27 protein-coding genes are annotated in these 19,108 nt (G+C 47.5%); 14 read left to right on the plus strand and 13 right to left on the minus strand.

Features of this window, described 5'->3' with window-relative positions; genetic code table 11:
• The first annotated feature begins 149 nt into the window (after nucleotides 1–149).
• The 3 genes from Dvar_RS04055 (at nucleotide 150) to Dvar_RS04065 (ending at nucleotide 2,418) form a co-directional block, all read left to right on the plus strand.
• Nucleotides 150–428, plus strand: a complete 279-nt coding sequence (locus Dvar_RS04055; protein ID WP_419660450.1) for a hypothetical protein — start codon at nucleotides 150–152, stop codon at nucleotides 426–428.
• A gap of 665 nt (nucleotides 429–1,093) precedes the next feature.
• Nucleotides 1,094–1,720 carry a hypothetical protein gene (locus tag Dvar_RS04060; RefSeq protein WP_419660451.1) on the plus strand — a complete coding sequence of 209 codons (627 nt, stop codon included), beginning with the start codon at nucleotides 1,094–1,096 and terminating at the stop codon, nucleotides 1,718–1,720.
• 221 nt (nucleotides 1,721–1,941) lie between these two features.
• Nucleotides 1,942–2,418 carry a hypothetical protein gene (locus Dvar_RS04065; RefSeq protein ID WP_419660452.1) on the plus strand — a complete coding sequence of 159 codons (477 nt, stop codon included), beginning with the start codon at nucleotides 1,942–1,944 and terminating at the stop codon, nucleotides 2,416–2,418.
• A 133-nt stretch (nucleotides 2,419–2,551) separates the two neighbouring features.
• Here Dvar_RS04065 and Dvar_RS04070 read toward each other — a convergent pair whose 3' ends face one another.
• The 5 genes from Dvar_RS04070 to Dvar_RS04090 all read right to left on the minus strand — a co-directional run bounded on the left by Dvar_RS04070 (nucleotide 2,552) and on the right by Dvar_RS04090 (nucleotide 5,617).
• Complete coding sequence (locus Dvar_RS04070; protein WP_419660453.1) at nucleotides 2,552–3,610, minus strand: radical SAM protein; 1,059 nt, start codon at nucleotides 3,608–3,610, stop codon at nucleotides 2,552–2,554.
• Between the two features lie 154 nt (nucleotides 3,611–3,764).
• On the minus strand, nucleotides 3,765–3,962 hold the full coding sequence (locus Dvar_RS04075) for a hypothetical protein (RefSeq protein WP_419660454.1): 198 nt from the start codon (nucleotides 3,960–3,962) through the stop codon (nucleotides 3,765–3,767).
• 440 nt (nucleotides 3,963–4,402) lie between these two features.
• Nucleotides 4,403–4,603: a cold-shock protein gene (locus Dvar_RS04080; RefSeq protein WP_419660455.1), complete on the minus strand. Its 201-nt coding sequence runs from the start codon at nucleotides 4,601–4,603 to the stop codon at nucleotides 4,403–4,405.
• Nucleotides 4,604–4,802: 199 nt separating this feature from the next.
• A complete protein-coding gene (locus Dvar_RS04085; RefSeq protein ID WP_419660456.1) occupies nucleotides 4,803–4,961 on the minus strand; it encodes a CFI-box putative sorting motif-containing protein in 159 nt (52 codons plus the stop codon).
• A gap of 212 nt (nucleotides 4,962–5,173) precedes the next feature.
• Nucleotides 5,174–5,617, minus strand: a complete 444-nt coding sequence (locus tag Dvar_RS04090; protein ID WP_419660457.1) for a response regulator transcription factor — start codon at nucleotides 5,615–5,617, stop codon at nucleotides 5,174–5,176.
• A 1,022-nt stretch (nucleotides 5,618–6,639) separates the two neighbouring features.
• Between Dvar_RS04090 and Dvar_RS04095 the strand changes: the two genes are divergently transcribed.
• From Dvar_RS04095 to Dvar_RS04130, 8 genes are all read left to right on the plus strand, one after another.
• The gene (locus Dvar_RS04095; protein ID WP_419660458.1) at nucleotides 6,640–7,116 is read left to right on the plus strand and encodes a wax ester/triacylglycerol synthase domain-containing protein; all 477 of its coding nucleotides are present in this window, start codon (nucleotides 6,640–6,642) and stop codon (nucleotides 7,114–7,116) included.
• Complete coding sequence (locus tag Dvar_RS04100) at nucleotides 7,100–7,390, plus strand: hypothetical protein (RefSeq protein WP_419660459.1); 291 nt, start codon at nucleotides 7,100–7,102, stop codon at nucleotides 7,388–7,390. The genes Dvar_RS04095 and Dvar_RS04100 overlap by 17 nt, the downstream gene beginning before the upstream one ends.
• 90 nt (nucleotides 7,391–7,480) lie before the next feature.
• Entirely contained in the window at nucleotides 7,481–7,684 is a 204-nt protein-coding gene (locus Dvar_RS04105) for a hypothetical protein (RefSeq protein WP_419660460.1), read from the plus strand.
• A gap of 9 nt (nucleotides 7,685–7,693) precedes the next feature.
• Nucleotides 7,694–8,065, plus strand: coding sequence for a WS/DGAT domain-containing protein (locus tag Dvar_RS04110; protein ID WP_419660461.1), 372 nt, complete (start codon nucleotides 7,694–7,696; stop codon nucleotides 8,063–8,065).
• A 289-nt stretch (nucleotides 8,066–8,354) separates the two neighbouring features.
• The gene (locus Dvar_RS04115; protein WP_419660462.1) at nucleotides 8,355–8,897 is read left to right on the plus strand and encodes an FCD domain-containing protein; all 543 of its coding nucleotides are present in this window, start codon (nucleotides 8,355–8,357) and stop codon (nucleotides 8,895–8,897) included.
• Between the two features lie 49 nt (nucleotides 8,898–8,946).
• The gene (locus Dvar_RS04120) at nucleotides 8,947–9,849 is read left to right on the plus strand and encodes an alpha/beta hydrolase (RefSeq protein WP_419660463.1); all 903 of its coding nucleotides are present in this window, start codon (nucleotides 8,947–8,949) and stop codon (nucleotides 9,847–9,849) included.
• Between the two features lie 305 nt (nucleotides 9,850–10,154).
• Nucleotides 10,155–10,457 carry a hypothetical protein gene (locus Dvar_RS04125; RefSeq protein WP_419660464.1) on the plus strand — a complete coding sequence of 101 codons (303 nt, stop codon included), beginning with the start codon at nucleotides 10,155–10,157 and terminating at the stop codon, nucleotides 10,455–10,457.
• Between the two features lie 90 nt (nucleotides 10,458–10,547).
• Entirely contained in the window at nucleotides 10,548–10,826 is a 279-nt protein-coding gene (locus Dvar_RS04130; RefSeq protein WP_419660465.1) for a hypothetical protein, read from the plus strand.
• Nucleotides 10,827–11,018: 192 nt separating this feature from the next.
• On the opposite strand, the gene Dvar_RS04135 is transcribed toward Dvar_RS04130, so the two are convergent.
• The 3 genes from Dvar_RS04135 to Dvar_RS04145 form a co-directional block, all read right to left on the minus strand.
• The gene (locus Dvar_RS04135) at nucleotides 11,019–11,213 is read right to left on the minus strand and encodes a hypothetical protein (protein ID WP_419660466.1); all 195 of its coding nucleotides are present in this window, start codon (nucleotides 11,211–11,213) and stop codon (nucleotides 11,019–11,021) included.
• 36 nt (nucleotides 11,214–11,249) lie between these two features.
• Nucleotides 11,250–12,134 carry an acyl-CoA thioesterase II gene (tesB, locus tag Dvar_RS04140; protein WP_419660467.1) on the minus strand — a complete coding sequence of 295 codons (885 nt, stop codon included), beginning with the start codon at nucleotides 12,132–12,134 and terminating at the stop codon, nucleotides 11,250–11,252.
• A 327-nt stretch (nucleotides 12,135–12,461) separates the two neighbouring features.
• The gene (locus Dvar_RS04145; RefSeq protein WP_419660468.1) at nucleotides 12,462–12,662 is read right to left on the minus strand and encodes a cold-shock protein; all 201 of its coding nucleotides are present in this window, start codon (nucleotides 12,660–12,662) and stop codon (nucleotides 12,462–12,464) included.
• 935 nt (nucleotides 12,663–13,597) lie between these two features.
• On the opposite strand from Dvar_RS04145, the gene Dvar_RS04150 reads away from it, so the two are divergent.
• Genes Dvar_RS04150 through Dvar_RS04160 form a run of 3 tightly spaced genes read left to right on the plus strand, consistent with a single transcriptional unit; the run spans nucleotide 13,598 to nucleotide 17,164 of the window.
• Nucleotides 13,598–14,542 (plus strand): AAA family ATPase, encoded by a 945-nt coding sequence (locus Dvar_RS04150; RefSeq protein ID WP_419660469.1) that lies wholly within the window; start codon nucleotides 13,598–13,600, stop codon nucleotides 14,540–14,542.
• Nucleotides 14,543–14,561: 19 nt separating this feature from the next.
• Complete coding sequence (locus Dvar_RS04155; protein ID WP_419660470.1) at nucleotides 14,562–15,749, plus strand: DUF58 domain-containing protein; 1,188 nt, start codon at nucleotides 14,562–14,564, stop codon at nucleotides 15,747–15,749.
• Nucleotides 15,740–17,164: a DUF4129 domain-containing protein gene (locus Dvar_RS04160; protein WP_419660471.1), complete on the plus strand. Its 1,425-nt coding sequence runs from the start codon at nucleotides 15,740–15,742 to the stop codon at nucleotides 17,162–17,164. The genes Dvar_RS04155 and Dvar_RS04160 overlap by 10 nt, the downstream gene beginning before the upstream one ends.
• A gap of 99 nt (nucleotides 17,165–17,263) precedes the next feature.
• On the opposite strand, the gene Dvar_RS04165 is transcribed toward Dvar_RS04160, so the two are convergent.
• The 5 genes from Dvar_RS04165 to Dvar_RS04185 form a co-directional block, all read right to left on the minus strand.
• Nucleotides 17,264–17,497 carry a type II toxin-antitoxin system PemK/MazF family toxin gene (locus Dvar_RS04165; protein ID WP_419664068.1) on the minus strand — a complete coding sequence of 78 codons (234 nt, stop codon included), beginning with the start codon at nucleotides 17,495–17,497 and terminating at the stop codon, nucleotides 17,264–17,266.
• Between the two features lie 22 nt (nucleotides 17,498–17,519).
• Nucleotides 17,520–17,750, minus strand: coding sequence for a hypothetical protein (locus Dvar_RS04170; protein ID WP_419660472.1), 231 nt, complete (start codon nucleotides 17,748–17,750; stop codon nucleotides 17,520–17,522).
• Nucleotides 17,751–17,825: 75 nt separating this feature from the next.
• Complete coding sequence (locus Dvar_RS04175; protein WP_419660473.1) at nucleotides 17,826–18,200, minus strand: HipA N-terminal domain-containing protein; 375 nt, start codon at nucleotides 18,198–18,200, stop codon at nucleotides 17,826–17,828.
• Nucleotides 18,197–18,466 (minus strand): helix-turn-helix domain-containing protein, encoded by a 270-nt coding sequence (locus Dvar_RS04180; protein ID WP_419660474.1) that lies wholly within the window; start codon nucleotides 18,464–18,466, stop codon nucleotides 18,197–18,199. Before Dvar_RS04180 ends, Dvar_RS04175 begins: the two co-directional genes overlap by 4 nt.
• 204 nt (nucleotides 18,467–18,670) lie before the next feature.
• Nucleotides 18,671–19,009 carry a type IV toxin-antitoxin system AbiEi family antitoxin gene (locus tag Dvar_RS04185; RefSeq protein ID WP_419660475.1) on the minus strand — a complete coding sequence of 113 codons (339 nt, stop codon included), beginning with the start codon at nucleotides 19,007–19,009 and terminating at the stop codon, nucleotides 18,671–18,673.
• Between the last annotated feature and the right edge of the window lie 99 nt (nucleotides 19,010–19,108).

Genomic DNA, 19,108 nt, shown 5'->3' on the forward strand with positions numbered 1-19,108 from the left:
GCTTTTCCGGATAAAGCTTTAGGAAAGATCTGAGAGTCCGATTGAGAAGTCTGGATCAGGCTCTGAGGAATAGCCAAATCGTACCGCAATTTGTGGTAAACGGATGACCCACCGCATACAGGAGGCAGAAAGGATGGTAGCCGATGGCCATGAACTTTAAGATTTTTCAGCTTAAAAGCAAGTACAGCGTTCATCTTAGCCTCAATGGAGACTTTGACGGTAGCTCGGCCCACGAGCTGATCAACACATTGCAGTCATACGGCGCGGAAGTTCACCAGGTTTTCATTAATACCAATGGATTGACATCGGTCCATCCTTTTGGTCAGGTTGTGCTCTATCGCAATCTGCCTGTTATGCGCGGTGGTTCCCAGAACCTTGTTTTTCTTGGCGATCATCGGCGGCGACTTTCCAGACCGTGGATCCAGTAAACTCAATGTTGCCTGCCCCTTAAGGACGACAGGACCAAGGCGCCAAGGGCGAAGAAAGGCGGATATATACAATATTGTGCGGACCATTTTGCTGAATCGTGCAGGATAGTCGAATTTTTTTCCTGCGCCCTTATAATCACCCGATTTCAGTAAGGAGAAAAATCGAGATTGTTCGCCATTATTTTTCGCTCCAACCGATCGGCCTTCTATAACGTATCCCTACCTTTTTGACCAACGGCAAATCGTCCATCCTCCTCCTGGTCTGATTCAGACATACCTTACTCCCATTCCTAAAAAAACGGGAGTCCTTTAATTGTATGGTAATATATTGATAATATTTATAATAATCTTTTTTAACGGTGGCAAGGTAAGGATTTTATCTGTGCACCCGATTCCCAATAAGACTTCATATCTCTTGTGCATAAACAAAGATAGACTTAATATTGATACATGCTCGACCAATCCACATGTTCAAATCCGATCTAACGAATTGTTCATAGATAAAACCGTCGAAAAACGCATTTCCCGCTGCAGATGCTGAAAAAGACAACAGGTTGACTGAGATCGTGCCGGAGACGATGCCATTCTGGAAGCCGGGCAAAATTTCGGTGTCATGCCTTTTCATTTCATTAAGATGAAATAAACCCAAAAAGGAGGATGGTCCTATGAAAAAACTGGTATACATTTTTATTGCAGTGTGTCTGGCCATTTCTGTTTCATCAACTGTTTATTCCATTGAAGAAGGCAGCGTTTTTACGATTAAACTCCGAGAATGGTTTCCGGGAATTAAGACTGGAGGTATGACAGTCGGTGCTTTGGCTTCTGGAAATTTTTTTGACAGTGACGGCAACAACGCTGGTTGGGTCAATATATCCTGGAACCATGATGGTCTCGGGATTGAGGAATGCGGAAAAACAACTACTCTGATAAGAATAAAGATTGTGATGAATTTCTATGATGGTGGGCGGTTAGTTCTGGTTGGACCAGCTGATGGCACCGTAGGTGCCTTTTGGGGCTATGATGATCCTGATCCAGAATGTTACGATGGAAATTGCCCCATATTCAGCTACTCAGATTTTCTCGACCCCAATTTAACCCCTGCTGATGCGTTGGAGTCCTGTACAGTAGGGAATCCCAATGCAGCATATATTGCACAAGTCCCTGAATTTCCGGTTGTTCGTCAGTGGTTTGGCTCCTACGGGACAAGATTCCGTAGAGGGCATGTGAAAGGGTTTCTCGACCACACGCCGATAGTAAGCCCTGCAGTGGTTGGAGAGCTGGTTCTTTATTAGATTATGGCAACAAAGGCAAAAAGAAGATTAGTCGAAGTGGAATCGATCTCACCGGTACCGACCTGTAAGGTAAGAAAATCTTACTTGACAGGGTAGATAAAATACGAAAAGAAAATGAGCTTAACCTCGGGATGAGGCGAGCAAGGCGCTACGATAGTAATGGGATAATCAGGTAAATCAATGTGCCGATGATTTGTCTGCTCTTTTGTGGGAGATTTCAAATGAAAACACATTATATCAAGGCCCTAACGACAATTATTCTTATTGCATCTTCGCTGATCATTCTTCCAACGCACCAGGCCGTTACAGCAGACAAGCTGTTGACGGAAAAGTCACCATCGGACAGCGGCGTGATCAGAGCGTTCGGGGTATCAGCGCCAAATCAGAATAAATTTAATGCGATTACGTCGGCTAAAGCGATTGCCCAGGCAAATTTATTAAGCAGGATACAATCGACGTATATCGATCGCATTGTACAATCGAAGGGCGATGAAATTATCGAAGAAACCATTCGAACCCGTGTTCAAGGCGTAATCGTCGGCGCATTTTCATGCGGCTCAACATACCATGCCGACGAAGGATATGCCGAAGTTTGTCTCGAAATTAAGCTTAACGGCGAAGGCGGGTTATATGAAGCGCTCTATTCGCCGATCTCGAAAAATGCCACCAGGCCACAGGAAGCGACCAATGGTCAATGATGCAGCTCGGATGATCGTCGGTCAGACTTGTTGTTGAGCCCCCAACGTGCCCGTCCAAGGCACGTTGGGGACTTTTTTCAATTTTTGTCAGTTGGTTAATCTGGTGACCCGCACTTTAATGGGTGACGCCGGGTCAAGTCTCCCAGCAATCCGTCTGCGGTTGTGGCAATTGATAGCTCAATAGCGTCCGAATATGTCTGTCAAACCCGCCTTCCTCCTGGTCCTCGAGTTTTTGGACCTCCTGTCTTATCTTCTCGACGATATCCCTATTTAGTACAACATCCAACGGCGTTTCCCGGGGGTAGGACCGTTGGATCAGTGAAAATGCCTGCTTTTGCTCCCGGCTCAAGGAAAGATACCGGTCGATCTCTTCGATCATCGCCGCTTTTTTCTGATCAAGACGCCCATCCACTTGCATCAGGAGGTTCATACTAAAATCCCCGCACCGGAAATGGGTCGGCATTTCATCCAGGTTTTCCAGGAGCAGGCGAATCTCTTCGACCACTTCCTCGTCGTTCATGGGTGCAAATGTGCCGTTATCGATCATCTTTTGCATCGGCGATAGGGGATGCGCGGCAAAGGTTCGCACCCGAATGTATTCCGGACGGATTTGATTTAGCAGCCGTGCTGTTTCTAATGCGTGCTCCCGGCTTAACTCTTTTCCCCCAACCCCCGGCATAATGTATTCGGACAAGGAAATGTCGGACGCCACCACCTTGCGTCCTCCCTCAAGGATATCCTCCGGCTGATTTCCTTTATTGATGAGCTTGAGAACTGCCGCCGAGCCGCTCTCCATGCCCGAATGGATCCGGCGCAGGCCAGCCTTGGTTAACCGCCGGTAGTCATCCTGACTTTTCAGTTTCATCGACTTTGCACGGGCATAGGTGGTGATTCTTTCAACGTTTGGAAAAATTTTTTTGATATAGGTCATAATTTCTACCAGCTCGTCCGCCGGTAGAATCAATGTGTCGGCGTCTTGAAGAAAGGCAGCGGTAAACCGGTGGGCATAACTTTTATAAGCTTGCGCCATCATGTCAATGTCTCGCTTCACCTCCTCGACCGGTCTTCTGGAAAACTTCTTGCCTTTGAAAGGCGGACAAATATGGCACCGGTTCCATGGACAATTCCGCGTCACCCGGACAAGCAAACTCGACGCTTCATTGGGCGGTCGTATAGCACCTTGTTCAAACATGCGATCACTCCTGATTCGTTGTCAATATATAAGTCATGTAGAAAATCCTCGATAGAGAGTTTTGGTTCCCTTGGAATTTCTCTGCCTCTTTTAGCAGCATTCTTGCCTTTTTCCAACCGCCCACCCTACGAATCAGCCTACCGCCAATTATTGGTTACTCTTCCACAACCTGATAAACATTGTTTGCCAATGGGCTGGTGAAATAGATCGCGCCGGATTCAGAAACGGCAATGTCGGACAGCGGGCTGGCCGCAGGGCCTTGCGGGCTTGATGCCAGAATGTTGGGTGATAATGTCTGGTTCGCACTTAAGATCGGTGGCGATTGTTGCGGTTGATCGAATCGATCAAACATAGCGGTATGGGTGCCAAGCCACCTTCCATGTGGCAGGACGTTATCAACCGATACACAAAGAGATGAAAAAAATAATAAAACGTTCGCTCGATTTTATTTCATCTCCGATCCTAAATAGTGCCCATCGAGAAATAGGCAAATTTGGTCGAGATCAAGGCGCCCGAAAAATTTAACCACAGGCATATGGTTGATATTCCGAGGATTAAATTTTTCGCGTAACGCCGATATCGGGCAAATTGGGCATTTCTGGATGGGCACTAAATAACAACGGCTGGTATGATCTGTAGGGCAATCATAAGGTCTGATGGTACTTGGTACGGTCGCTTTCAATCCCATGTTCAAGCAGATCGATGTTGAAAATATTTCCCATCGGCATGGAATAAAAAAGGGACCCCCTCAACTTTCTGAAGGAATCCCTTTATAAGTTAAATAACGAGGCGTTAGACCTTTGTCACGTTGGCTGCTGCAGGCCCCTTGGGGCCCTGCTCAATGTCAAACGTAACCCGGTCACCTTCGGAAAGAGATCTGAATCCTGTAGAATTGATTGCCGAATGATGAACAAAAACATCAGGCCCATCTTCTTGCTCGATAAAACCAAAACCCTTGCTGTCATTGAACCATTTCACGATACCACTTGCCATACTAAAGTTCTCCTTAAAAAAATAAAAAAATGTTTCAAACTCAAGGTGTTATATCGGCAATTAGACAAACCCCTGATCGGAAACAAGGCCGCCAACACCGGAGGCCCTTTGTAATTGGTCCATAATACAACATGATTTAATGATAGCAAGTTATTTTTTTGGTAACTTTCTTCACTTCAGGTTGGATTTTGACCATTTTTTATTTCATTGTGGTGATAAAGCAACCACCACCGCCGCCACTATCGTCGGCATTATCGTCGCTATTGTGGTCACCAGCGGAGCCTTCTACATAAACTTCATCAACATTTGCTTTAAAATAGCCTGATTCGCCCGGATCAAGATAGAGTCTTGAGCGCAAGGCTCGATGTTCACCATGCGGCGTATATTGTTCAGTGGCTATGTCATAGGTGATTGTTTCACCATAGCTATAGCACGAAGAGAACCATCATCTTCCATCTGCAGACGAAGTTGGGCAAAGACGTCACCTTCATAACCTGGAAAATTGATATGCGCCAACAGATCGATTGTTTGCCACCAGTCGGAGTGTCCGTTTTAAAACGGTCGATTCAGTCAATTCGAAATGGGGGGCTTAACCGACAGGAACGGTGATATCGTTTTCGCTTCTTGTGTTTCTTCTCTAATAGAAGGGCCCGAGAGCAAATTTTTGACTTTATTAACCAGGGTCGCATTGGAAAAGGGCTTGGTTAGGTAGTCATCGGCACCCAACGTTAATCCCTTGGCAATGTCCATTTCACTTTTCCGATCTGTTAGAAAAATCACTTTTATTTTTTCCCATTCAGGATTCAACCGTATAATTTTACACACCTCAAAACCACTGATGCCAGGAAGCATGACATCCAGGAGGACTAAGTCAGGAATATTTTTTCGGATCAACTCAACCGCATCTTCTCCCGTTCGTGCAGCCAAAACATCATAACCATTTTGCTGCATTAAGAACTCCAGAGGAACGACGATGCTCGGTTCGTCATCTACAATGATTATTTGTTGAGTCATGCCTTACACCTCTATCCCGCGTGATCACTCGGATTGACCATTGCTTCAGCACTGGTTTTTGAATCAAATAGAGCTGTGATGGTTTTGTTGAACAATCGCAAAACAACGCTTTGGGAATCCTTTAACCTCAAGTCCGAATGGTATGGTATCTGTGTGTCCGGCGTTATCGGCCGTATGGCAAACCAATATAGACTTATTAATTTGCCTGTCAAGCGGTTTTTTTTGCAATGCACAATAGAAGCACAGCAACGTATTGATCGCAGGTTCCGTTGTTTGTGACCCTTAAAAAAATCAATTTTATGCCGATAAACCGATCGCTTGCGGCGGGGGCACCCATTTAATTTATTTAATTATAGTTGTTGCGGTGCAGCACGTATTGTGGCAGAAACACACGAAACGTCTTGCTGATTAGGAAAGGAGCGCAGATTATTTTTTTGATCCCAATTCCGTAAATCAAAAAAGATATTGACAAGGCTATAAGTACATAATATGTAGGACCAAAAATGTAGGACCAAAGTAATTCGTTCCATTGCTTTTGATCAAGTCCAGCTATACTACATCAAATCTGGAAGTTTTATCTCGTATATAAATAGTATGGAGCATCTTTCCGTTTCGTGACGAATTATTTTATTGCTCTGGGAGTATGAATTTATTTTTTCGAAAACACAATAACTTGGAGTGCAGCCGAATCAACGCTAAATGGCGTTATACCGATTTGTCGGCAATCGCATAACCCTATATGTTTATATAAATTTCTCTAAGCTTTTTCCTTTTCCCATGTGACCTGTTGCGAACCTGTGATGTCCCGAGGATTATGCTGCAGTATTTTTTTGTTCCAATCGACATTTGACTATCTTAATTCACATATAGTTCTGTTGCGCTGAGAGCCTGTTTGAGAAAAGGCGCCTCTTTTTTCAGCCGTAATGAAGTTCGCCATTTCATTCAGGAAACGGCGAAGGGACAGGAATATTTCCATTACTTTTTTTTAAAATACAGCTTTCATTAGGGAGGAATGGTAGAAGATGAAACAGCTCACCGGGGCAGACGAGATGTGGTTCTCATTGGAATCATCTAACACCCCCATGCTTATCAGTGATGTTCATATCTATAATCCAGCTGCAGCCCCTGGGAATAGCGTATCCCAAAAAGACATTTTAAACTACATAAAGGAACGCTCAGATTGCCTGCCGATGCGCGAGAAACGATATCCCGTGCCTTTTCTCGCCGACTACTCATATTGGGTAGAGGATGAAACGTTCGATTTGAAAAACCACATTCATTTCAGTACGCTTTCCAAACCAGGAACATGGAAGCAATTTTGTTCTGAGGTTGAGCGCATCATTTCGATACCATTAGATATGTCCCGGCCTCTTTGGGAAATGCACGTAATCAAAGGATTAAACAAGATAGACGGTGTTCCAAAGGGTTGCTTTGCCATGATTCATAAGAAGCATCACGGTCAGTTTGATGGATCATCAGAGTGTGATCCATACACTTGATCCGGCAACGACGGAACTCCCACCCAAGCAACCCATCGCTGCAGATAAAACGCCTGATCAATTGGATCTTTTCTGGCAAACCATTCTCAGAAACACGATGATTAAGCCTCTTGAACGGATGAATTTTTTCTGTCGGGTACTGCCCAACCTTCAGGAAGCAATGAGCGCAGCCATTTCAAATGCACTGAAAATGGGCACGGCGGTCCGAACAAGATTCTCAAAAGCAATCCCATCGTTGTCCCGCGTTGTCGAGGCCAAAACTTACTCCATGTAAGATATTCAACAGTTTCGGAAACTCGTACCTGGAACGACAGTCAATGATGTTGTCATAACAATTTTCTCCGGGGCGCTTAGGAAATACCTCATGCATCACAATGAACTTCCGAAGGCGTCGCTTCGCGGACTTGTTTCCATCGCAGTCCGAAAAGAAAAGGAGATTGGGACCGCGGGAAACAAGGTCTTTTCTATGGTTACCGTTACCCATACCGAAGTGGATGATCCGGTCGAACGCCTTGCAAAAATACACGAGGCAACCAATGATTCAAAAACGTTCACCAATGCCATCTGAGGCAGAGCGATGAATGAAATGCTTGAGTTGGCGCCTCTGTCGATGATTGATTACAGCATTCAATTTTCTCAAGGCATTAAACTGGCGAACTACAATGCACCGTTATACAGCGGTGTGGGCATCAGCAACGTCCCTGGTTCTCGTGTACCGCTTTATTTTTGCGGGGCACAACAGATCCGATGCTTCAATTGGGGATTTCTAATGGATGGAATGGGGCTTTTACTGGCTGCGGGTAGTTATGGCGACGAATTGGTCTTCTCGGCATTGAGCTGCCCTGAGATGATGCCGGATCCGGACTTTTTTGCGGATTGTATTCAAAAATCGTTCGACGAACTCAATGGTGCAACAATGAAACACACGGATAAACCCCCAAAGAAATAGCAACACCCTGAAAAAGGGTTTTAAACTGTTGCGGTTATTAAATGTGCAAATGGCCCTGCTATCCGTTCGACGACTCGCGCGAGGATCCGACAATCGATTGACCTGAACGTTCTGCCCTCTGTTGATATTGAAAGCTAACAGCGGCGAAAAGGAATGCCCTATTAGCCGTAACCCGTAACCCGCAAACCGCATCACATCGGGACATCATTTTGTATGTATAAATGCTGACCGGTCGGACGGTCATGTCGGTTTATCTACATATCATCATCGCAAGGAGGCAGAAAATATTATGGAAAGACATGCATGCTGGCAACAAATTTGGCCGGAAGGAGTGCCGCGTCACAATGATGTGAAAAAACCATTTACCGAGTATTTTTGGGATCGGGTATCCGAGCAGCCGGATGCCGTGGCTCTTGATTTCTATGGGTATGAGATCCGCTACGGCGAACTGAACAAACTGATAGACCAATTTGCCAATGCTCTGATTGACAGGGGATTGGCCAAGGGCGATCGGGTTGGCGTTTTCATGGATAAATTGACAGCGGTTCATTTTATTCTCGCCGAAGTGTGTGGTAATCGTCTTTTTGAGGGTATAATTAAATCCATTATCTATCTGACCCACCGAATCGTCAAAACGCTGTTGGCAGATTTGTTGAGACTTCACGGTGTCGGAGAGCATGACGACATTGTTGAGGCGGTTTTGAAAGGTGATCCGGAAGCCGCCGCAACGGCCATGGCCCTCCACGGGAAAAAATTCGGCGATGTATTTCTTGAATTGGAGCGGTCAGAAGGCTGGATATGGGGCTCACCGTCTGAGAAGCCCACCGATTAAACCCCTTTTTTAATAAAGTTTGAGTACTCTTTCTGGCGAAAGGACAACAATGCCAAGTTTGCGGAGCTGGTTTTGCCGTTTAATAATTAAAAAAGTGATTTCACCAAAACTGAACAATTTGCAATCCATCGATGAAACCAGAAATTTCATGGAAAAGATGGCCAAATATTCGAAACTTCCACCAGGCACACAAATCGAAAAAATCACGCTAAATGGGATCGCTGCTGAATGGATTTATACAAATACGGCACATGAAGAAAGGGTTGTCTTATTTTTACATGGTGGCGGCTATAACCTTTGCTCCATTAATACGCATAGAGAATTGGCATCATACATTGCACGGGAAAGTGGTGCAAAAGTACTGCTCATAGATTATCGCCTTTCCCCGGAACATCCTTTCCCGGCTGCTTTGGAAGACGCTGTCTCTGCATACCACTGGCTACTTGGCAATGGACTGAGCGGAAAAAATATTGCCATTGCCGGCGACTCAGCAGGCGGTGGATTGACCTTGGCTACAGCAATTTCGATACGTGATGCGGGAGATCCGCTACCATCATCAATAGCATGTATTGCCCCATGGACAGATTTATGCATGACGGGCGATTCAATCCAAACAAAGTCAAAAATAGACCCTTTAGTAAAGATTCATTCCGCAAAAATCTGGGCAAAAAACTATATCGGTGATAATGATCCCAGTGATCCACGCATTTCCCCGTTATATGCGGATCTAAATATTTTCCCGCCATTGCTGATTCATGTGGGCACTGACGACATGTTATTAGACGATTCAAAACGCATTGCGCAGAAGGCTGAAGAATCGGGAGTCAATGTTGAATTAAAGATTTATGAGAAAATGTGGCACGTTTTTCATTTACAAGTAAAAGCCATGCCTGAGGCAAAAAACGCTATCGCTGAGTTTGGCGCATTTATAAAAAAGCATTTTGATGATTGACTGCTCAGTCTTCCAATTTCACCTCGACCTTGCCTGGGTACCATAAAGGATCGTATCCGGGGCTTTGTTTGATAAAATGTTGCATTGCACAATTTTTCTATTGACATATCATATCTGGTGATTATTATCAGATAGCTAAAACGATTGTTGTGTTTTATTGCAACGCGAAATATATATCAAATTTTTCAAATGAAAGGCGCGCTGAAATGATTTACAGCCAAATCGCGAAACAGACCGTTACTTTCCAAAAAACCGCTTTTGCCAACTGGTACAACGCCGTGACAATCATCCAAGACCAGTCCGCCATGGCCATGGACGCGATGATGAGCCAGGCCAGACTGCCAATGTCGGAAGCGGCCCATAAGGCGTTTAAAAGTTGGGTAAATGCCTATCAGGAGGGATTCAAACGCTTTCACGCTTTTATTGAAAGCAGCTTTTCCAGCATTGAAAAAAACTTTGTACCGGAGGTAAAGGCCACACCCGACAGATCCTTGAAGCTGCTTACCGAAGAAAAAAAGGCCGCTCCGGCAAAATCTCCAAAGCCGGTTGCTGTAGCAAAAAAGGCCGCGCCTGCTAAAAAAAAGGACCAGTCGCAAAATAACTCTTGAGCAACTCTATGAGTAGAGATCCGTGAAATTAGCAACAGAACAAAATTTATCGTTAAACCTATCAATGCAACCTCAAAGGAGAAAAATGAAATGATGGATTTTACAAACATGATGGCCCCCAAAAAAATGATCAAACAGATGGTAGAATTCAACAAAGCCACCTTTGAAAATTCATTCAAAGGGATCGCTCTGTTTCAGGAACAGGTTGAGCAAATGTCAAAAACAATGCTTGATCAGGCCACCTGGATTCCTGACGAAGGGAAGAAGACGATTGACGGCATGGTAGAGGCCTATAAAAGCAATATTGACAGTTTCAAAACAATAATTGATGACAATTTCAAGAAAGTAGACGAGTATCTGTCCGTTTGATCAGGGGGAGTACTTAGAGCCTGTTTGAGAAGGTTCAATTGACGCTCCCTGCGGCATAACAGCAGATAAGATTGGAAACAACCACAACAGGCGATCTTACAGCGGCCCCTGGAAAAACGACAGGGGCCGTTTTAAAAGCCAAGCCCCATAAGCCGTTACAAAGTCGCACTGATCCATAAAATTCAAAGATCCTCACTCGCCACCTCCGTCGGCAAAAGCACGTTTTCGATATTTCTCGATCAATCCTCGAGTTTTCATCTCTTTATGGTTTCTCAACGTGTCTGAAACGTCCTGACAGAGGCCACTTCCGGATAGCAACAACCAGACAGGTACTGCCAGCATTGTTACATTGCCGATAAACCGATTGAAGCGAAAACGATCTTTCACCTCCAACCTCCGTTATAGGTAACTATTTATGGCACCTCACGAAGCCTTGCCTCTGTAGCGGATCAGACCTTCCTGTGCCACCGAGGCGACCAGCAGGCCGTCCCGGGTGTAGATGTCGCCGCGGCACAGCGCGCGGGCGCCCTGGGCGACGGGGCTGTGCATTACATAAAAAAGCCAGTCGTCCATACGGAATTCACGGTGAAACCACATGGCATGGTCCAGGCTTGCGATCTGGATTTCAGGCTGCCAGAAACTGTATCCGTGGGGGTAGAGGGCTGTCGGGATTAGCCCGTAATCCGATGCGTAAGCCAGCATGTACTGGTGGACGGCCGGATCGTTGGGAAGCCGATCAATGGTTTTGAACCACACCTGACGAGCGGGAGGAATCTTTTTCGGAGCAAAAGGGTTCATGGTTTTCACGGGGCGGATTTCGATGGGTTTCCTGCACAGGACGATTTTCCGAATGGATTCCGGAATCCGGTCCGCATTGGCTTCGGCCAGCTCCATTTCCGAGGCCAGGCCTTCGGGGCCGGGAAAGGATGGCGAGTCAATCTGGTGCTCGAAGCCTTCCTCCGGCTCCTGGAAAGATGCGGCCATGTTGAAGATTGCCTTTCCATATTGAACGGCCACGACCCGCCGGGTGTTGAAGCTTTTTCCGTCCCGAATGCAGTCCACGGTGTAGACGATGGGTTTGTTGACGTCCCCCATGCGCAGGAAATAGCCGTGGAGGCTGTGGGCGCGGCGGCCGGGGGGAACGGTCCGGTATGCGGCCGACAGCGCCTGACCGATCACCTGTCCGCCAAACACCGTTCCCCATCCCAGATCCTGGCTCTGCCCCCGATAGATATTCTCCTCGATCTCTTCGAGTTCGAGGAGTGTAATCAGTTCCTGCAGCACGTTTTTTTCGATGCAGACCGTCAATGCCGTTCTCTCTCTTGAAGTTTTAAACCGAAAGCATGCATCATGCCACCGCCATGGGGCAAAAGCAAATGATTTCAGGAAGGAAAAAGAATGGCGGGATATTTTATGATTTTTATGTAAACAAAAAAATAATCATTATAAAACAGCTGGTTATAAAGGGATCCAGGGATCGGTTGGCCTGGATATTCCAGCGTCCAATCGGCATGGATATTATTTTTCTGCGCCCTTAGCACATGGTGGAGACTGTCAATCCGCCTTCCCAAATAAAAAAGGATTCCCTCAAACGTCTGAAGGAATCCCTTTTAATCTAAAATAAAAAACGAAGCGCTAAACCACTGTCACATTCGCTGCAGCAAGCCCCTTAGGGCCCTGCTCAATGTCAAAGGTGACCCGGTCGCCTTCGCTGAGAGACTTGAATCCGGTGGCGTTTATTGCTGAATGATGTACAAATACATCAGGTCCATCTTCCTGCTCGATAAAACCAAAACCCTTGCTGTCATTAAACCACTTTACGATACCACTTGCCATACTAACTATCTCCTAAAAAAATAAAAAAATTGTTTCAAACTCAAGGTGCTATATTAACAAATAGACAAACCTTAAATATGAAACAGGGCCACCAACAACGGCAGCCCTTTATGATGATTGCACTATATAGCATGTCCTATTTTTAGCAAGTGAATTATTAACTTTATTTTGAAAATTTGAATTGTGCAGTGGTCTTTTGTACTTTATTCAGCTCGCTTTAATGCCCATCTCACTACGACCTAGTGTCCTTGATGGTAGTAGGAAAAGGAAAATGTGAAGAGGCAAGAACATCAAAACAATTCTTTGTCGCCAAACGCCTTAGACTTCCAGGCCAACATCATCTTCTGTTCCGTTCAAGGCCCGCTGCTTCTTCACATACTGAATAATACAGCAAGTACCATGCCATATATAAAATATTCATTGAGTTTTTATCTTTTTGCCCAATTTTTAGATGGTTATCTGGATGCCAGGAGGTAGTGGCGAATTACCGGTGATAGCGGTTGTGAATTGAAATACCCACTTCTTGGGAATTATAGTTACTTACACCTTATTTCCCTACCTGTTGCCTTCCTCCGCCAACCGTTGAAAATCGAACGGTAATGGTGAACGCTTAAGCATCGATCTATTTACCCGCATTCATTTGACACCGGCAAGGCGCTGCGGTGGGGCCCGGCCGATTAGATTCAGTTTTATAATTGGGTCCAGGGCATTCTTCTCTTGACGAAAAAACCATTGATGAGGTTTATTGCGCTTTGCCTCGTCCGTTTGCAGAAGGCTGCCTGATGCTTTTATCTCAAAATATTTTCTACCGTCGTATAAGTTTATCCGACCCTTCAGGCTGCCCAAACAATGGGCCCCACCTTCCAAAAACGGAGGGGCAAGGGGCACACAATGCCTTAAACGGTATGACAACGCTACAAGAATTCGGAGAGGCAATGTCGGATTTCAGTATATGCAAACAGATAATTGAGAATATCTCAAAGGTTGTCATTGGCAAGCAGAAGACCATTGAATTGCTATTGGTGGCGCTGCTGGGCGAGGGCCACGTTTTGATGGAGGATGTCCCCGGCCTCGGCAAGACCCTGCTTGCAAAGGCGCTGGCCTGCAGCATGGGCGGTGATTTCAAGCGGGTGCAATTTACGCCGGATCTGCTGCCTTCTGATATCACCGGCTTTAACATATACGATCATCGAAACGGAAATTTCCGCTATCAGGCCGGTCCTGTGATCACCCATGTGCTGCTGGCGGACGAAATCAACCGCACCATTCCCAGAACCCAGTCCAGTTTGCTGGAGAGCATGGAGGAGCGCCAGGTTACCGTGGATGGGCAAACCCACCATTTGCCCAGACCTTTTTTCGTTATGGCCACCCAAAATCCAATTGAACTGGAAGGCACCTTCCATCTGCCCGAAGCTCAACTCGATCGCTTTCTGATAAAGGTCGAGTTGGGATATCCAGATAAAGATGAGGAAATTGCCATCCTCCAGCGCTTTCAGGAGACCGATCCATTGCTTACACTGGAAGCCGTCGCCAGGCCGGACATCATCTGCGGGTTGCAGGCCGCATGCCGTAAGGTCCATATTTCCGGACCGGTGCGGGAATACATCACCGATATGGTCAGGGCCACGCGAGAAAGTCCGGCCTTGCGCTTCGGGGCCAGCCCCCGCGGAACCCTGGCATTGATGCGTGCCGGACAGGCCCTGGCGGCACTAAGGGGGCGTGATTACGTGTTGCCTGACGACATCAAATATCTGGCCGTTCCGGTCCTGGCGCATCGACTGATGCTTCGGGAAGATGAACGCCTGCGCGGGAGCAGTCCTGTCCATCTTCTGAAAGAGATCGTGGCGCAGTGTCCGATTCCAGATCCGTTGCCACGTTAGGGTCTTGCGGGGGCGCTGCATGTCTTTACAGGAATATCAACCACCGTCCATTTATACGACCTTATTTATCCAGTTTTTTGTCGGGTTGTTTTTTTTTATCGCTCTGTTGAACGGTCAGCGGGACCTGGCCCTGCTGACGCTGATTGTCCTGGTGGTGATGACCTGTGCCAGACTCTGGAGCCGTGCCAGTCTGAGAGGCCTTTCGATCCGCACCAGCGTCGATCGCACAACGCTTTTCCCCGGCGATGAACTTCGGGTGCGCGTCTGGGCCAGGAATAAAAAATGGTTGCCGGTTCGTCTGCACATGGAAATATTGGTGCATGGCGATTCACCATCCATTGAGACCCTTTCTGATTTGAAAATCGAATGCGGGCTGCTCTGGTATCAGCAGGTAAACTTTCAGTGGAAACGGAAAGTCAGCCGGCGGGGTGTTTTTCAACTAGGGTCGACCCGTTTGACCGCGGGGGATTTTTTTGGCTTTTTTCTAAGTGCCCAAAAAAGGGCGTATTCGCCCATTGAGATTGTCGTCTATCCAAGGATTGTTCCTTTAAAGCCCTTTTCCTTTGTCAGAAAGGATTATTTCGGCCTTCCCGGTGCCAATACCCCTGTCCAGGATCCCATTTATATCCTCGGTACCCGTGATTATCAGTGCATGCAGCCCGCACGCTATATTCACTGGAAAGCCAGTGCACGCCATATGCGGCTTCAGGAAAAAGTGTTCGAGCCTTCTGCCCAGACCAAGGTCCTGCTGCTGCTGGATGTGGCTTCCTTTGCCGATCAACATGCTCATGAAGCCTTTGAACACAGCATTGAAGTCCTGGCATCCCTGGCCGTTCAATGTGAACGCAACGGCTACGCTTTTGGGTTTTCGACCAATGGCCACGTTGGCAAAAGTGCCGTACGGCTGTCCGTATCCCACGGCAACCGTAAACTGTCTGCTGTTCTAACGGTTTTAGCTCGCCTCCGCATGGAAGGCACCCTTTCGCTGAGTGAGTCCTTGTGCATCGATGGCGCCATTCGCCGGGCGGGTAGCGCGGTGTGTTTCGCATACCAGGACAACGCCGACATTCAGGCTGTCCGGGACTTTTTCAGCCAACGCAGAATCCCCATGGACGCAGTGGTGTGCCATCGCCAAGGTGACATTGGCGCCAAAAACGGCAGGACCTTTGTCCTGGATGAACTTACCATCGGAGCCGGATGTCAGTGAAGGAAAAAGGGACGATCGTGTTGACGGTTACACGTGCCGGTATGGAGCTCTGCTGGCTTTACGGGTGGGTTGCCTTTGTCGCGGCAGCGGTATTGAACCGTGGATTTCCGTTGCTCGAGTCGGTTTTTACCTTTTTTCTGGCCGCCATAATCATGCGCACGCGATGGCCTGGCCTTGGAAAATGGCGGATTCTTTTTATTCCCTTGCTTCATCTGGCCGGCCTCTTGTTGTCTGCGGCAATCATTGTCTACGCGTTTACCGACGGCCGGCACCCCTTTCTGGGCGTGGGCTGGTTGGCGGCTACCATCCAACAGACCCAGGGGGTTGTGGAATGGTTGAGGCTGGGCATGATTGGTTGTTTGGGGGGCGGATTTTGGATCGGCGGACTTTGCTTTGTACGCAGGCCTGCGACTTCTCTGGGCATCGGCAGGCGGTTCGATTTCGGCATCACCGCCTTTCTGGTCCTTTTTATTTTCCATCTCCTTCTGGTTTACCGGGGAGACATCCATGTCGACGATCCGTACAGTGAAATGCTCATCGTTCCCTTTTTCATTTTCAGCCTGCTGTCCATTGGAATCGTCAATCAGCGCAGCAGCGCGTCAACGATTTTTTTGCCGGGCTTTCACTGGGTCGGTGTCATCTTCAGTTTCTCGCTTTTTGCAGTCTGCCTGGTTGCAGCCGGCTTTTTTTTGGCGTTGCCCTTTTTCACCGTGGCTGCAGAGGCAGGTTATTCCGCCCTGAAAACAGCCGCCGGTCCGTTAGGCCCGGTGATTGTATCCATCTTGCGTTTTCTTTTCAGCCCCCGTAGCATGCAGGTGGATCCGCCGGGCCAGTCAGCGCCGACAGACAACGGTTCCGTGAGCGGAATCATCGAAACCGGCGCTTCCCACGGCTTCCTCCACAACCTGATGGCCTGGGGACTGACCAGTGCCATCGGCTTGCTGTTGCTGATCGGCGTATGCATGGGACTATGGTATTTGTGGCGTCGGTTATGGCATCATTTTTCCCGGACGCCGGAATGCGAGCCGCGGCAAGAGACCTTTATTCAACGCCTTTTTCAGGTCTGGCTAAGTCTGTGCCGGATGGCTGAGCGTCTGCTGGACTATTTTAGCGGATCTAACAGTAACATCAGGCTGTTCGATGCCCTTGTGGGATGGGGGCGCCGCAGCGGCATCCCGCAGTTGTCCGGTGAAACCCCCCTGGAATACAGCCAGCGCCTGATCCGTGCGTTTCCATTGCTCCACCGGCAGTTTGACCTCATCGTAGAGGCTTATCACAAAGACGTTTATGCTGCGTCCAGCATCAACATTGAGCATTTCAGGGCTGCCCAGGCCGCCTGGAGGGACCTGCGCAGCCCACGCCACTGGCTGATGCGTATAAAAACTGCATTTTTTGGGGGTCATTCGATGCGCTAACCCACGCATCCGCAGTACCAGCATCGACTGCCGGTTTTTTCAGTACAATTTCTGACTCTTTTTTTGACAACCCCAATTTTATTGGACCTTTGGACGCTCTTAAAATGCGGATAATTTCTGCAGGATTGAAATAACATTCAATTGGACTTTCGAATCAATAGCCCCAATCTTTTTGATAAGTCGTTTTTTATCTATCGTTCGGATCTGATCTAATACGACTTGCCCTTGCTTAATGCTCTCTTGCCATAACAGAAACGGGGTTATGATGACATGGATGCTCGGGAAATCATTAAAGAGCAGATTGGTTTTGTGGCGATTACAAAAGCCTGCGATCCCATAGCCTGTTTTTCACGTTTTAATCATGCCGTTTTTTGATCAGAAAACCAACCAACAGCTGAACGGCAAGGACACCGACGGTCAGCATTAGCACCCATATCAACCGTACCAGCCAGACAATATACTCCTCATCGCTGAGGCTATGCGCGTATTGCGCCACCGGCAGGATAACAGCTACAACGGAAGCCAGGATGAATGCTTTGACCACCAGCCCAAGTATACGCCCCAGCTTGTCCCTGGTATTTTTCATGATCCAACCATCTTTTTATCGCGCCATTTTGATAATGGTACCAACCTTTACCATACTGAGATGAAATCCCTGTCTTTACCCTGCCAGTGTCTCCGAGTAATCGTATCCCACCGGTAATGGCGGTTTTTCCCCAATACCGCCATGGCCATCTTCACCTTGGGCAAGGCAATCTGGTGGGATGCCACCATCGGATAGATGGAAATCACGTCGTAAATCGGGGTCAGATGAAAGCGGCCGCCGGGACGAAGAAAAATGCTGAAAATTTTCGACACGATTCCCGGAGTAGGCCCGGGTTATCAGGGGCAGGGACAGGGACAGAGGCCTTGTGTTGCCACTGGCAAGCCATGCCGCATCATAGCGGAAAGAGATGATCCCGTTTGCCCTGCGGCTGAGCCAGCCCACGGGAGAACCATTCATCAGGACCTGAAGTCGGGCTACCTTTGTCGTCACCACTCATCTCCCGCGTCCTGGCCCGCATTGCCGCAAGCCTTATCGTCCAGGGCTTTGGGCTCAAGAATCATGCCGACCTCCAAGGCGGAAAAAAGCCTGGACAGGCTGTCCACCCGGATGTTGGGATTGCCATTTTCAATCAGTGAGACCCGTTTCTGGTCAAGTCCGACCCTGGCGCCCAGCGCCGCCTGGGTGATGCCCTTTTTCTTTCTCAGCTCCCTTAACACGGCCCCCAGCCCCTCGGGGGAGACCACGATCTGTCGCATATCATCCTCCAGATAATTATGTCGTAAACGACATAATATCAGTATAAGTCGAAAACGCTATATTTTTGTTGTATGTCGTTTTCGACATGTCTTGGAAGCCTTCAAACCGCATCGTGTTTTTATATGCCTCATCCCAGACGCTATTTCCGGGGCGCCCATTAAAGGGCTTGTCCATTAAAAAACACCTCTCTGAGGAAAGGTCCTCTACTGGGCATGCTGAAGTAAAAGATCCCTTGCCGTGGCACCAACGACAAAAAAGGGAATCTCCATTTTCCAGAATTGTTTTATCAATTCGATATTGCCCTCTGTGGTTTTTCGCAATTTATGTTGAATAATTAATTTGCCGGGCATTTCACCACCGTAAATGATCACTTTGGTGGGCTTGAGCTGCTTTGTGAGTTTTGCCGCAGCGACCTCTCCACCCCAGCAAATATTTTGTTCCAACAGATCGGCTGTTTTCCACCACTCGGGATTGTCGGCTTTAAACCGGTCGATGACAAGTTTGGGCCGCAGCTGATCCGTCTTCCTAAAATGCGATCCCAATTTTGACGCGCATTTTTCGCGCTTAAACACTTCATGTCGGAACAGATCCTCTAAATCCTTTATTTTGGTCCGCGTATTATGGCTTGGTGAGTTTGACAG

Origin of the sequence: Desulfosarcina variabilis str. Montpellier (genome assembly GCF_048565275.1) — a bacterium.
GTDB classification, from domain to species: Bacteria; Desulfobacterota; Desulfobacteria; order Desulfobacterales; family Desulfosarcinaceae; genus Desulfosarcina; species Desulfosarcina variabilis.

Bases quoted from the DNA above. Each gene is read 5' to 3' on its own strand.
- Dvar_RS04095 (WP_419660458.1), top strand. From the start codon at position 6,640: ATGAAACAGCTCACCGGGGCAGACGAGATGTGGTTCTCATTGGAATCA.
- Dvar_RS04055 (WP_419660450.1), top strand. From the start codon at position 150: ATGAACTTTAAGATTTTTCAGCTTAAAAGCAAGTACAGCGTTCATCTT.
- Dvar_RS04145 (WP_419660468.1), bottom strand. From the start codon at position 12,662: ATGGCAAGTGGTATCGTAAAGTGGTTTAATGACAGCAAGGGTTTTGGT.
- Dvar_RS04075 (WP_419660454.1), bottom strand. From the start codon at position 3,962: ATGTTTGATCGATTCGATCAACCGCAACAATCGCCACCGATCTTAAGT.
- Dvar_RS04180 (WP_419660474.1), bottom strand. From the start codon at position 18,466: ATGCGACAGATCGTGGTCTCCCCCGAGGGGCTGGGGGCCGTGTTAAGG.
- Dvar_RS04070 (WP_419660453.1), bottom strand. From the start codon at position 3,610: ATGTTTGAACAAGGTGCTATACGACCGCCCAATGAAGCGTCGAGTTTG.
- Dvar_RS04130 (WP_419660465.1), top strand. From the start codon at position 10,548: ATGATGGATTTTACAAACATGATGGCCCCCAAAAAAATGATCAAACAG.
- Dvar_RS04090 (WP_419660457.1), bottom strand. From the start codon at position 5,617: ATGACTCAACAAATAATCATTGTAGATGACGAACCGAGCATCGTCGTT.
- Dvar_RS04065 (WP_419660452.1), top strand. From the start codon at position 1,942: ATGAAAACACATTATATCAAGGCCCTAACGACAATTATTCTTATTGCA.
- Dvar_RS04115 (WP_419660462.1), top strand. From the start codon at position 8,355: ATGGAAAGACATGCATGCTGGCAACAAATTTGGCCGGAAGGAGTGCCG.
- Dvar_RS04170 (WP_419660472.1), bottom strand. From the start codon at position 17,750: ATGAAAAATACCAGGGACAAGCTGGGGCGTATACTTGGGCTGGTGGTC.
- Dvar_RS04080 (WP_419660455.1), bottom strand. From the start codon at position 4,603: ATGGCAAGTGGTATCGTGAAATGGTTCAATGACAGCAAGGGTTTTGGT.
- Dvar_RS04155 (WP_419660470.1), top strand. From the start codon at position 14,562: ATGTCTTTACAGGAATATCAACCACCGTCCATTTATACGACCTTATTT.
- Dvar_RS04060 (WP_419660451.1), top strand. From the start codon at position 1,094: ATGAAAAAACTGGTATACATTTTTATTGCAGTGTGTCTGGCCATTTCT.
- Dvar_RS04120 (WP_419660463.1), top strand. From the start codon at position 8,947: ATGCCAAGTTTGCGGAGCTGGTTTTGCCGTTTAATAATTAAAAAAGTG.
- Dvar_RS04150 (WP_419660469.1), top strand. From the start codon at position 13,598: ATGTCGGATTTCAGTATATGCAAACAGATAATTGAGAATATCTCAAAG.
- Dvar_RS04125 (WP_419660464.1), top strand. From the start codon at position 10,155: ATGGCCATGGACGCGATGATGAGCCAGGCCAGACTGCCAATGTCGGAA.
- Dvar_RS04110 (WP_419660461.1), top strand. From the start codon at position 7,694: ATGAATGAAATGCTTGAGTTGGCGCCTCTGTCGATGATTGATTACAGC.
- Dvar_RS04105 (WP_419660460.1), top strand. From the start codon at position 7,481: ATGCATCACAATGAACTTCCGAAGGCGTCGCTTCGCGGACTTGTTTCC.
- Dvar_RS04160 (WP_419660471.1), top strand. From the start codon at position 15,740: ATGTCAGTGAAGGAAAAAGGGACGATCGTGTTGACGGTTACACGTGCC.